The sequence below is a fragment of the Epilithonimonas sp. genome (assembly GCF_036780765.1).
Taxonomy (GTDB): Bacteria; Bacteroidota; Bacteroidia; order Flavobacteriales; family Weeksellaceae; genus Epilithonimonas.
The window spans coordinates 164,771-177,662 of sequence record NZ_DAIQCG010000001.1; the positions used below are offsets into that span (position 1 = coordinate 164,771).

Here is a 12,892-nt window from a genome sequence, read left to right on the forward strand (position 1 = left end):
TAACATAATATTAACTTTTTTTCAGTAAATTCGCAGACTCAATTTGAGAAAATAATCATTTTTAACATTGAAAATGAAGACGTTCGAAGATTATTAAAAACTTTAACCCATAAAAACTGCAATAAGTTGTAGCCTCAATAAAAGTGCATCGTCTTTTCATTTATTTATATTATTTGATCGCCAAGAATCGACTGATTTCCATTGCAACAGCGTTGGGAATTCTTGTCATTTGCGGATTTTTTGCTTCTAAAATTAATTTTGAAGAAGATATCAATCAGATTATTCCAAAAAGTGACAAATCAGATTTAACGGCGAAAGTTCTGAAGCAACTTAATTTTTCAGACAAAATCATTGTTATCATTGAAAACAAATCAAAAGACGACAACTTTCAACTTTCAGAAACAGCCGATACTTTTTTAAATAAAATTGAACCTCTAAAAAAATATATCGGTTCGGTTCAAGGAAAAGTAAATGACAACGAAATTTCAGAGACTTTTGATTTTGTTAATCAGAATTTGCCTTTGTTTCTGGATGAAACCGATTACAAAGAAATCGAAAGAAAGCTCAATAAAGACAGCATTGCAAAACAGGTTGAGAGCAATTATGTTTCATTAGTTTCTCCGACAAGTTTAGTCACCAAAGAATTTATCAAAAAAGATCCACTTGGAATCACTTTTCTTGGAATCAAAAAACTGAATGCTTTAAATATCAGTAAAGATTTCAAACTGGAAGACAATTACATCATTACAAAAGACGGAAAAAACCTACTGCTTTTCATTGATCCAAAAAATAAAAGCAACGACACTCAGAACAATGAAATTTTCGTTAACCAGCTTAATGAAATAAAAGACAATCTCAACACACAGTTCAAAGGGAAAACAGAAATCAGTTATTTTGGTTCGCCGGTAATTGCGGTTGCAAATGCCCAACAAATAAAAAAAGACATTCAGAATACAGTTATTATTTCGATGACGGTTTTGTTGATTTTGTTGATTTATTATTTCCGGAATTTCTTTACGCCGCTGATTGTATTTTTACCGACTGTCTTTGCCGTTTTCATTTCATTATTGATTTTATATTTTATTAAAGATAAAATTTCGGCAATTTCTCTTAGCGTTGGAGCTATTCTCATCGGAATCACGATTGATTATGCGCTTCATATTTTGACACATTATAAGCACAACAATAATATTGAAGAGCTTTACAAAGAAATCACACAACCGATTATTCTGAGTAGCGCTACAACTGCTGTTTCGTTTTTATGTTTGGTTTTCGTCCGTTCCGAAGCTTTGAAAGATCTTGGACTTTTTGCTGCGATTACCGTTTTCCTTTCTTCAATTACAGCTTTAATTATTGTTCCGCAGTTGTATCATCCAAAGGAAAAATCTGATAAAGTCAGCAACAATTTCATCGATAAGATTGGGAATTATCCTTACGAAAAGAACAAAGCTTTGATTATTGCTTGTTCAATTATGATTGCTGCGTGTCTTTTTGGTTTCCGTCACGTAGGTTTTAATGAAAATATCGGAGATTTGAATTACATTCCGAAAGATCTGAAAATCAGTGAAGCGAAACTTGAAAAATTATCAGACATCGCTTCAAAATCGATTTACACCATTTCTTACGGAAATTCTGAAAGTGAAGCTTTGGCAAGAAATTCTCAGCTTAGTCAGTTTTTAGAAAAAGAAAAACGAGAAGGAAAAATTTTAAGTTACAATTCGCTCGGAAATGTTGTTTTATCGAAAGAAGACCAACAAAAAAAGGTTGAAAAATGGAACCACTTCTGGGATCAGAATAAAAAAAATCAAACGATTTCTGAATTGGTTCAGAATGGAAATAAATTTGGCTTTAATTCTTCTGCTTTTGATCAGTTTAATGAAAATTTAAATAAATCGTATTCTACTTTAAGTTTAAAAGATTACGAAAAAATAAAAGCACTTCAGATTTCAGAATTTCTGAGTAACGAAAATGGTTTTTACACTGTTTCGAATGTTGTAAAAGTGGATGAGAAGAAACGGGATGCTTTCATCAAAGACGTTGAAAAAAATCACGAAGCTTTGGCAATCGACCGTCAACAGATGAATGAAAACTTTTTGGGCTTGTTGAAAAACGATTTCAATACATTAATTAATTATTCTCTTTTAGCAATCATTTTAACAATCATTGTTTTCTTCAGAAATTTTGAATTGTCTGTTTTGACGATGTTTCCGATTGTTTTAACGGGAGTTGTGACTGCAGGAATGCTATATTTTCTTGGTTTGGAATTGAATATTTTCAGCACCGTTGTCTGTACTTTGGTTTTCGGAGTTGGCGATGATTTCAGTATTTTCCTGACGAAAGCGATGCAGAAGGAACACACAACCGGAAAAAACGAACTTCCAACCTATAGAATTTCTATTATCCTAGCAGTTTTTACAACTATTTTATCCATTGGTTCTTTAATTTTTGCGAAACATCCAGCTTTACATTCTTTAGCTTTGGTAGCTTTGATTGGGATGTTTTCTGTGATTGTGATTACCTCAACTTTGTATCCGTTTTGGTTTAGATTTTTAATTATCAACCGACAGAAAAAAGGTTTGTCGCCGGTTACTTTCAGATTGTTCCTGCATTCTGTTTTATCGTTCTTATATTACGGATTAGGCGGGTTTTTATTTTCAGTTTTCGGAAGTATTTTCGTAAAGAATGCAAAAGGAAACACTTTGATTTTTATTAAAAAATTCATTGCAAAGTTTCTCGGTTCTGTTTTATATACAAACCCTTTTGTTAAGAAAACTGTTATCAAAAATCCAAAGGAAGATTTCAGTAAACCTTCTGTAATTATTGCCAACCACACATCATTTCTTGATACATTAGCAATGGCAATGACGACGCACAAAATCGTCTATCTTGTAAACGATTGGGTTTACGAATCTCCAGTTTTTGGAAAAATAGTTAAAGCTTTAGGTTTCTACCCTGTTTCTCAAGGCATCGAAAATGGAATGGAAAAACTAAGAGAAAAAGTAAAAAATGGCTACTCTTTGATGGTTTTCCCGGAAGCGAAACGTTCTTTCGATAATGATATTAAAAGATTTCATAAAGGTGCTTTTTATCTTGCAGAGCAATTTGATTTGGATATTGTTCCTGTTTATATCCACGGGAATTCTGAAGTTCTTCCGAAAGGAGATTTTATCATTTATGATGGTGCCATTACAATAAAAGTGGGCGATAGAATTAGTAAAGATGATTTAAGTTTTGGAAAAACATATTCTGAAAGAACAAAGAAAATCAATGCGTTGTTCAGAGAGAAATTTTCTGAGTTAAGAGCAAAATTGGAGGATGAAAATTATTTCAGAAAAAAACTATTCCTCAGTTTTCTTTACAAAGAGAATGAAGTTGTAAAAGAAATAAAACAAGATTTTGAAATTAACAAATCGGTTTATTTTGAGCTGGATAAACACATTCCAAAAGACGTAGTGATTCTGCACATTGCTGATGACTTTGGACAGATAGATGTTTTACTGAGTCTTTATCACGCAAGCAGAAAGATTTTCAGTTTTATTAGTAATGAAGAAAAACGAGAAGTTGTGCAACAGAGTTATATTGTCAAAACGAGAAAAATCAATTACATCAAAAATATTTCTGACGTAAATAATAATAATATTGATGTACTTTTGATTTCTGATGATAGCTTTGATTTTTCGAAAATTATTGATCTTCCAAGAACTGTTATATTATTAAAAACAAAAGAATTGTCGTTTATGAATGAGAATTATTCTTTAATATTTGATTCTAACACTATAAAAGTTTACAAAAAAAATTAGAATAAGGGCTAAATATCATAGTTTTGTATAAAACCATTTTTTTAATGCCTAAAAAAATTCTTGTCATATACTATTCACAAACCGGACAGCTGAAGGATATTGTGAAGAATATAGCTCAGCCTTTTGAGGAAAAAAAAGACGAATACAAAGTCACTTATTACAACATCCAACTCAAAAAGGACTTTCCTTTTCCTTGGTCAAGTGATGTTTTTTTCAATACATTTCCAGAATCTTATCTGCAAATCCCAAGCGAAATATTACCTCCGCCAGAAGATGTTCTGAATCAGAAATTTGATCTCATCCTTTTTGGATATCAGGTTTGGTATTTGACACCTTCTATTCCGATTATTTCGTTTCTGAAAAGCGGTTATGCAGAAAATATTTTGAAAGACACACCAGTCGTTACAATCTCAGGAACCAGAAATATGTGGATGCTTTCTCAGGAAAAACTAAAAGTTTATCTGCGCGATTTGAAAGCTCAATTGGTTGGAAATATTGCGTTGGTTGATAGGCACGACAACTACACCAGCGTTCTTACAATTCTTCGTTGGCTAACAACCGGACAGAAAGAAAAATCCGGAGTTTTACCTGCTGCCGGAGTTTCTGATGAAGAAATTGCTGGTTCTGTAAAGTATGGTAAGATTATTGAAAAGCATTTCCAAGAAAATAACTTTAGAGATCTTCAGCCCGATCTAGTAAAAAACGGAGCGGTCGAAATAAGGCCTTTTTTGGTAAGAGTAGAAAAAGTCGGGAACAAAATTTTCACGGTTTGGTCTAATCTCATTATCAAGAAAAAAGAAAAACGTCCATTGCTGATAAAATTCTTTAAGGTATATTTGATGGCAGCTATCTGGATTATATCACCTATAGTTCTGGTTCCACATATCCTTATGACGCCAATATTGTGGTTTAAAAGAAAAAAACAAAGAGAATATTTACAAGGAATTAATTTAAAATAAAATGAGTAACGTTTATATCACCAAATCTTCTACATACTTACCAAATGAACCGATTTCCAATGATGATATGGAAACACATCTTGGTTTGGTAAACAATACACCTTCCAAAGCAAGAGCTTTGATTTTGAGGAATAATCAAATCAAAACAAGATATTACGCTCTTGACAAAAACGGAAAACCAACTCATACCAATGCTCAGATTACTGCTAAGGCGATTAATGGGCTTTTTGATGAGAATTTCAAAAAAGAAGACATGGAACTGCTGTCTTGCGGAACAACTTCTGCAGACCAAATCCAGCCATCGCACGCATCAATGGTTCACGGAGAATTGGGCATTAACAAATCTGTAGAAATCAACACTTCTATGGGACTTTGTAATTCCGGAATGAATGCGCTTAACTACGGTTTCCTTTCTGTAAAAGCAGGTGTTAAAAATAATGCGGTTTGTGTAGGTTCTGAGAGATTTTCTTCTTGGATGACCGCAGACAAATTTGATCACGAAGCAGAAAACCTGAAACTTTTGGAAGAAAGACCAATCGTAGCTTTCAAAAGAGAATTTTTGAGATGGATGCTTTCTGACGGTGCCGGTGCATTTTTATTGGAAAACAAACCAAGAGAAAACCAAACGTCTTTGAGAATCGAATGGATTGATTTCTATTCTTACGCTCACGAGATCGAAGCTTGTATGTATTCTGGTTGTGAAAAACAGGAAGACGGAAGTCTGAAATCTTGGGCAGATTATCCTTCTGATGAATGGTTAAAACAGTCGATTTTCGCTTTGAAACAAGACACCAAAATCCTAGACAAATATATCCTTGTAAAAGGAGCAGAAAGTTTGAGAACATCTTTTGACAAACACGAGTTGGATCCAGAATCTGTAGATCACGTATTGGCGCACATTTCTTCCGGTTATTTCAAAGACGGGTTGAAGCAAGAATTTGCCAATGTAGGTTTAGATTTCCCTTGGGAAAAATGGTTTTATAATCTTTCTGAAGTTGGAAACATCGGTGCTGGATCAATATTCATTGCTGTGGAACAATTGATGAATTCTGGAAAACTGAAAAAAGGAGAAAAAATTCTTCTTTGTGTTCCGGAAAGTGGAAGATTCGCTTATTCTTGTGCATTATTGACGGTTTGTTAATGGGAATTAAGTTACCAAACACTGATAAAGATTTTATAGAAAGTCTGATCCCGCAAAAGTTTCCTTTTGTAATGGTAAGCGGACTTATGGAATATTCGGAAAATCATTTGATTTCTGAATTTGTCATTAAAGAAGACAATATTTTTGTTAATGAAAATACCTTTCAAGCTTCTGGTTTGATTGAACATCAGGCGCAGAGTGTGGCTTTACATACGGGTTACAAATATTTTCTTTTAGGCAAAGAATCTCCGACAGGTTACATCGGTGCTATCAAATCTTTTGAAGCTGAAAGTTTACCTCAAACTGGAGATTTATTGAAATCAGAAGTGACTATCATTAATGAAATGATGGGCGTAACTCTGGTAGAAATCATTACAAAAATCAATGATAAAGTGATTGCAAAATCGCAGATGAAAACCGTTGTGAAATAATTTTAAATGGAACTGAAAGACCAAAGCTTAATCAACATCCACAATTTTCTGCCTCATCGCGAACCCATGCTGATGACGGATTATATTTTGGAATTGACGGAAGAAAAAGTCATAACTTCTTTTAAAATTACCAAAGACAATATTTTTGTTTCTGATAATAAATTTGTTGAAGCTGGATTAATAGAAAATCTGGCACAAACTTGTTCATCAATCCTCGGGCAAAGTTTTTTTCAAAATCCGAATATTGAAACAAAAGTGATTGGTTTCATTACGAATATCAAAAAAATAGAGATTTTTGCATTGCCAAAAGTTGATGATATTATTATTTCGAAAGCTTCATTGATTTCTCAATATGAAAACATCTGCAACATTTTTTGCGAAACTTTTCTTGAGGATGAAATATTAATCAGAGCCGAAATTAATTTGTTTATCCAGGAAGTAAAACAATAACGATGAAAAAACAGGATATTCCTCAAGACGAAAGTAATATGCAGTCCGCAAATATGACTGAAATCTTATATGTAACCGATGAAAACGACAATTACACTACCGCCAACAGTATTGGTTGGGAGGCAAAAAAAGCTGCGTTGGACGAATCAATGGAACTCATCTACGAGCGAATTGAAGAAGCCAGAAAAAACGTTGCCAATAATATAGTAAGTCCGATTATTTATTTTATGGAATTAAATAAAATGGATCTACAGGTTCTTGCAGCTTATGTTGACAAATGGCAATGGACTGTGAAAAGACACGCAAAACCCCAAATTTTCAAAAAACTCAGTGATTCTACCCTGAAAAAATATGCAGATGCATTCGGAATTTCGGTAGATGAATTAAAAAACTTCGACGGTAAATAACAATGAAGATCAACTTTGAACACCATCAGACCGCACATTGCGAAAACGGTGTTGCCTCCAATCTATTACTCAACAAAGGTTTTAAACTCAGCGAACCAATGATTTTCGGAATCGGTTCCGGATTGTTTTTCGTGTATTTACCTTTCTTAAAAGTGAATTTTGCGCCAGGATTCAGCTACCGTCCGATGCCGGGTACGATTTTCAGCAAAGCTGCAAAAAGACTGGGAATTAAAATCAAAAGACAAAAATTCTCAAATCCAAAAGATGCTCAAACCGCTTTAGAGAAAAATTTAGAACAAAATATTCCGACAGGTTTGCAGGTTGGCGTTTTCAACCTGACTTATTTTCCTGAAGAATATAAATTCCATTTCAACGCTCATAATCTTGTTGTTTATGGAAAAGAAAACGGAAGATTTTTAATAAGCGATCCGGTAATGGATTTCGCCACTTCTCTTTCCGAAGCTGAATTGGAAAAAGTGCGTTACGCAAAAGGTGCACTTCCACCAAAAGGTCATATGTATTTTCCAACATACATTCCGGAAACTGTAAACTTGGAAGAAGCGATTAAAAAAGGCATTAAAAATACTTGTAAAAATATGCTTGCTCCTGTTCCTTTGATTGGCGTAAAAGCAATGCGTTGGGTGGCAAAAAGCATCCCAAAATGGGCAGATAAAAAAGGGACAAAAGTGACCAATCATTATCTTGGACAACTCATCAGAATGCAGGAAGAAATCGGAACCGGCGGTGGCGGATTCAGGTTTATTTACGGAGCTTTTTTACAGGAAGCTGCTGTTATTCTTAAAAATGATGAACTGAAAGAATTATCCAAAGAAATTACTGCAATTGGCGACCTTTGGAGAGATTTCGCTGTTGATATTGCGAGAGTTTACAAAAACAGAAATTCGAAAAGCGATATTTACAATCAGCTTTCAAAATCGATGCTTCACATTGCAGATTTGGAGGAAGCTTTTTATAAAAAACTGAGAAAAGCAATCTAGTTGGAGAATATAATAGAAATAAAAAAACTTTATAAGAAATATAAAAATGCAGAAGAATTTTCTGTAAATGATATTTCTTTAAATATATCTAAAAACGAAATCTACGGAATTCTCGGACCAAACGGAGCCGGAAAAACCACCTTGATTTCTATGCTTTCAGGTTTAATTAAACCAACTTCGGGAAGTTTTACCATCAACGGGCTGTCGCCTCAGAAAAACAGCACGAAACTGAAACAGATTATTGGCGTTGTTCCGCAGGAATACGCGTTATATCCGACTTTGACAGCCAAAGAAAACCTGATGTTTTTCGGAAGTCTGTATGGTTTAAGCCACAAAAAATTAAGAAATACGATTGATGAATCTTTGGAATTGATGGGCTTATCAAAATTTGCAGATAAAAAAGTCGACCAGTTTTCGGGAGGAATGAAACGCCGTTGCAATCTGATTGCAGGAACACTTCACAACCCAAAAGTTTTGTTTCTGGATGAACCGACAGTTGGCGTTGATGTTCAGTCTAAAAAAGCGATTATCGATTATCTTTTAGATTTAAATAAAAAAGGAACATGCATTATTTACACTTCGCACCATTTATCGGAAGCTGAAGAATTTTGTACTCAAATTGCCATTATCGACCACGGAAAAATTCACGCAACCGGAACTCCTGAAGAACTGGTACAAAGAGTTGCCAACGCAGAAAACCTTGAAGACGTTTTCATATCATTAACCGGAAAAGAACTGAGAGATGTTGTATAAACTGTGGAGAAGTTTTTTTAAGGAAATCCTTTTACTGAAGCGTGATATCGGAGGAATTGTCATTATATTTTTAATGCCTTTGCTCTTGATTATTACCATTACTTTGATTCAGGATTCGACGTTTAAAAACTTGGAAGGTTCAAAAATCCCGATTATTTTCATAGACAACGACCATTCTGAAATTTCAAAAAGAATAGAATCTGAACTGAAAGCCAGCAAAAGTTTTCAGCTTTTAACGGATTACAACGAAAATTCGGCTAAAGAAGCTGTGTTTTCAGGAGAATATCAAATGGCGATTGTGATTCCTCAGAATCTGACGAAAGATATCAATTCAAATATCGATTCAAAAGTCCAGACGATTGTCAGTTCATTTGGATTGGAAACCGATTCAACCGCAACAAAAGTTGTAGCCTCAAAAGCAAAAGACATTCATCTCTATTTTGATCCCGCAACCAACGCAGGATTCAAAAATTCGGTAATGAATGCCATCAACAAAATGGTTTTTGAGATTGAAAATAAAAAAATCTACAAAGCATTCCAAGACCAACTTGGGACGACGGAGGATTTGGACAACAAAAGTTTGATTACTTTTAAAGAAATCGTTCCGAGATCTGCTTTGGAAGCCAAGCCAAACTCAGTTCAACACAACGTTCCGGCTTGGGCTTTGTTTGCGATTTTCTTTATTGTTGTGCCATTATCGATTAATTTAGTTAAAGAAAAAAGTCAGGGAACGAGCGTGAGAGTTCGCGTGAGTCCGACTCCGTATTACATTCATATTTTAGGAAAAACATTTACGTATCTGATTATCTGCGTTATTCAGTTTCTACTGATGGTTGCTGTTGGAGTTTACCTTTTCCCGTATATGGATTTACCGCAATTTGACGTGACTGGAAAAATGTTTAACCTTATCATTGTTACGTTATTTGCAGGATTAGCAGCAATCGGATTTGGAGTTTTATTGGGAACAATTGCCGATACTCAGGAACAGTCTGCTCCGTTTGGTGCGACTTCGGTTGTTGTTTTGGCAGCAGTCGGTGGAATTTGGGTTCCTGTATTTTTAATGCCTGAATTTATGCAGAAAATCGCCGCATTTTCTCCGATGAATTGGGGATTAAATGCATATTACGATATTATTTTGAGAAACAGCGGAATCGGCGAAATTGCCAAAGAATTGATTTTCTTATTTTTATTTTATGTAGCGATGGTTGCTATTTCATTATTTTACGAAAGAAAACAGAATGCAGTTTAACTTTAACCACAAAGGTCACTAAGATTTTTCACAAAGAGCATAAATAAATGTTAGAGATAATTTTTGTGTTCTTTGTGAAATACTTTGTGTTCCTTGTGGTTGAAGAAAAAAGTTAAAAACACAAATAATATGAATGAAAATGAAGTTTCAAAGGTTATATTTGATTCCGGATTAAAAGTTCATCGGCAACTTGGAGCGGGACTATTGGAAAGTGCATACGAAGAATGTCTCTATTATGAATTACAAAAATCCGGATTACTAATAGAAAAACAGAAACCAAAGCCATTAATTTATGATGATATAAAACTTGACATTGGCTATAGGATTGACTTACTGGTTGAAAGAAAAGTTGTTGTTGAAATAAAATCAGTAGAATCATTAAATGAAATTCATATTGATCAAGTTTTAACGTATTTAAAATTAAGCAATTGCAAATTAGGGTTATTGATTAATTTCAATTCAGTTTTATTTAAAAATGGTGTTAAAAGATTAATCAACGGAACGATATAAGATTCAAAATAATCATTGTGAACCTTGTGAAACCTTTGTGTCCTTTGTGGTAAAAAAAGAAAATAAAATGCAGTCTAAAGATTTAACTTGTACCGAAGAAGTCCGCGTAAGATTCAATGAAACAGATCCGTTGGGAATTGTCTGGCACGGTCATTACATCGTGTATTTTGAAGACGGAAGAGAAGCTTTCGGAAGGCAGCACGGTTTGACGTATCTTGACATTCAGAAAGCGGGATTTGTAACACCAATTGTAAAAAGTACCTGCGAACATTTTCTACCTTTAAAATATGGAGAAACGTTCAAAGTTGTAACCACTTTCGTGAATTCAAATTCAGCGAAATTGATTTATAAATACGAGCTTTTTAACGAAGAAAATAAATTGGTATGTTCAGGAGAAACGATTCAGGTTTTTCTGGATTCAGACAATAATTTGTGTTTATATAATCCTGAGTTTTTTCAGGCTTGGAAAGATAAAATGGGATTGTAATGAGGACGGAAATTTACATTACAGATTACAACTGCGTCACGCCTTTAGGCTTTGATGTTTCATCCAATTGGAATGCTCTTTTGGAAGGAAAATCCGGCGTCACTTTACATAAAATTATAGAAAATCAGGAGCCTTTTTATGCTTCAATGATTGATTCTGAAAAACTGAATGAAGAATTTAATAGAATCTTCGACAGAATTCAGAATGGCACTCAAGATTCCACAAGGCTTGAAAAAATGTTTCTGCTGAGTTTAAAACCTTTGGTTGAAAAACATCCAATTTCAGAAGATACCGCATTTATTTTATCGACAACAAAAGGAAATATCAGTCTATTAAAAAATCAAACCAATTTGCCGGAAGGCGTTTTTCTTTCTAGTTTAGCTCAGAAAATCGCTGATTTTTTTGGATTTAAAACTAAACCGATCGTAGTTTCGAATGCCTGTGTTTCCGGAGTAATGGCGATTGCTGTTGCTAAAAATATGATTCAGGCAGGAAAATATAAAGATGCGGTTGTAATTGCCGGAGACGAAATTTCGGAATTTGTGATTTCAGGTTTCAATTCTTTTCAAGCAATCGGAACAGAAATTTGCAAGCCTTATGACAAAAACCGTGACGGGATCAATATCGGAGAAGCAACTGCAGCGGTTTACATCACTTCAGAATTAAATCAAAACGAAATTTTTAGTTTTAAAATTTTAGGAGATTCAGCTATAAATGATGCAAACCATATTTCCGGACCATCAAGAACAGGCGACGGATTATTTTCAAGTATCAAAAATGCAATGACAGAAGCCCAAGTTTTATCCGAAAATATCGATTTTATTTCCGCACACGGAACAGCGACGATTTACAACGACGAAATGGAAGCTATCGCTTTCAACAGAATGAATTTACAAAATGTTCCATTAAACAGTCTGAAAGCTTATTACGGTCATTGTTTAGGTGCATCAGGATTATTAGAAAGTATTATTTCAATGGAATCTGCTTTGAAAAACACTTTAATTCCATCCAAAAATTTCAAGGAAACAGGAACTTCCCAACCTTTGAATATTATTAAAGAAAATCAACCTGCAGAAATCAAATATATTTTGAAAACGGCATCAGGTTTTGGTGGGTGCAATGCGGCCATTGTTTTGGAAAAATGCTAAAATGAAAACGATGAAGAAAACAAAAATTTGCACCATAGAAAATTCAAAAATCGTTCTCAACAAAGAAATTATTTTTGAAACTTCCACCGAAAATTTTTCAGATTTTGCGAAAGAAGCTTATAAAAATTTAGAATTAAATTATCCAAAATTTCATAAAATGGATAATTTAAGTAAGCTTGCTTTTCTTGCTTCTGAAATGATTTTAAAAGATGAAGACCACAGCCGAACAGCTTTGGTTTTCGCCAACCAATCATCAAGTTTGGATACGGATTTCAAATATCAGGAAAGCATCAATGCTAAGGAAAATTATTTTCCGAGCCCTGCCGTTTTCGTTTATACTTTACCCAATATCTGTGTAGGAGAAATCAGTATAAAGCACAAAATGCAGACAGAGAATGCTTTTTTTGTTTTGGATGAATTTGATGAAGAATTTTTAAATAACTACTCGGAACAAATTTTGCAATCAGGAAAGGCAGATCAAGTATTGTGCGGTTGGGTAGAACTCTATCAGGAAAGTTATCAGGCTTTTGTATATTTGCTAAACAAGTAAAAATTAAAC

Annotated in this window: 13 protein-coding genes; all 13 read left to right on the top strand. The window is 33.9% G+C overall.

The window, feature by feature from the left end; translation table 11 throughout:
- The first annotated feature begins 143 nt into the window (after positions 1-143).
- The 13 genes from V7P73_RS00820 (at position 144) to V7P73_RS00880 (ending at position 12,883) form a co-directional block, all read left to right on the top strand.
- The gene (locus V7P73_RS00820; RefSeq protein WP_333850637.1) at positions 144-3,800 is read left to right on the top strand and encodes an MMPL family transporter; all 3,657 of its coding nucleotides are present in this window, start codon (positions 144-146) and stop codon (positions 3,798-3,800) included.
- 44 nt (positions 3,801-3,844) lie between these two features.
- Positions 3,845-4,759, top strand: coding sequence for a dialkylrecorsinol condensing enzyme DarA (locus V7P73_RS00825; RefSeq protein ID WP_333850638.1), 915 nt, complete (start codon positions 3,845-3,847; stop codon positions 4,757-4,759).
- 1 nt (position 4,760) lies between these two features.
- The gene (locus V7P73_RS00830) at positions 4,761-5,900 is read left to right on the top strand and encodes a beta-ketoacyl-ACP synthase III (RefSeq protein WP_333850639.1); all 1,140 of its coding nucleotides are present in this window, start codon (positions 4,761-4,763) and stop codon (positions 5,898-5,900) included.
- Positions 5,900-6,331, top strand: coding sequence for a hypothetical protein (locus V7P73_RS00835; protein WP_333850640.1), 432 nt, complete (start codon positions 5,900-5,902; stop codon positions 6,329-6,331). The genes V7P73_RS00830 and V7P73_RS00835 overlap by 1 nt, the downstream gene beginning before the upstream one ends.
- Before the next feature lie 6 nt (positions 6,332-6,337).
- A complete protein-coding gene (locus V7P73_RS00840; protein ID WP_333850641.1) occupies positions 6,338-6,781 on the top strand; it encodes an ABC transporter permease in 444 nt (147 codons plus the stop codon).
- Positions 6,782-6,783: 2 nt separating this feature from the next.
- The gene (locus V7P73_RS00845) at positions 6,784-7,188 is read left to right on the top strand and encodes a hypothetical protein (protein WP_333850642.1); all 405 of its coding nucleotides are present in this window, start codon (positions 6,784-6,786) and stop codon (positions 7,186-7,188) included.
- 2 nt (positions 7,189-7,190) lie between these two features.
- Positions 7,191-8,186 carry a BtrH N-terminal domain-containing protein gene (locus V7P73_RS00850; protein ID WP_333850643.1) on the top strand — a complete coding sequence of 332 codons (996 nt, stop codon included), beginning with the start codon at positions 7,191-7,193 and terminating at the stop codon, positions 8,184-8,186.
- On the top strand, positions 8,187-8,939 hold the full coding sequence (locus tag V7P73_RS00855) for an ABC transporter ATP-binding protein (protein ID WP_333850644.1): 753 nt from the start codon (positions 8,187-8,189) through the stop codon (positions 8,937-8,939).
- Positions 8,929-10,188 (top strand): ABC transporter permease, encoded by a 1,260-nt coding sequence (locus V7P73_RS00860; RefSeq protein WP_333850645.1) that lies wholly within the window; start codon positions 8,929-8,931, stop codon positions 10,186-10,188. The genes V7P73_RS00855 and V7P73_RS00860 overlap by 11 nt, the downstream gene beginning before the upstream one ends.
- Before the next feature lie 129 nt (positions 10,189-10,317).
- The gene (locus V7P73_RS00865) at positions 10,318-10,698 is read left to right on the top strand and encodes a GxxExxY protein (RefSeq protein WP_333850646.1); all 381 of its coding nucleotides are present in this window, start codon (positions 10,318-10,320) and stop codon (positions 10,696-10,698) included.
- A 67-nt stretch (positions 10,699-10,765) separates the two neighbouring features.
- Positions 10,766-11,185, top strand: coding sequence for an acyl-CoA thioesterase (locus V7P73_RS00870; protein WP_333850647.1), 420 nt, complete (start codon positions 10,766-10,768; stop codon positions 11,183-11,185).
- Complete coding sequence (locus V7P73_RS00875) at positions 11,185-12,333, top strand: beta-ketoacyl synthase N-terminal-like domain-containing protein (protein WP_333850648.1); 1,149 nt, start codon at positions 11,185-11,187, stop codon at positions 12,331-12,333. Before V7P73_RS00870 ends, V7P73_RS00875 begins: the two co-directional genes overlap by 1 nt.
- 10 nt (positions 12,334-12,343) lie before the next feature.
- The gene (locus tag V7P73_RS00880) at positions 12,344-12,883 is read left to right on the top strand and encodes a 3-oxoacyl-ACP synthase (RefSeq protein ID WP_333850649.1); all 540 of its coding nucleotides are present in this window, start codon (positions 12,344-12,346) and stop codon (positions 12,881-12,883) included.
- Positions 12,884-12,892: the final 9 nt, after the last annotated feature.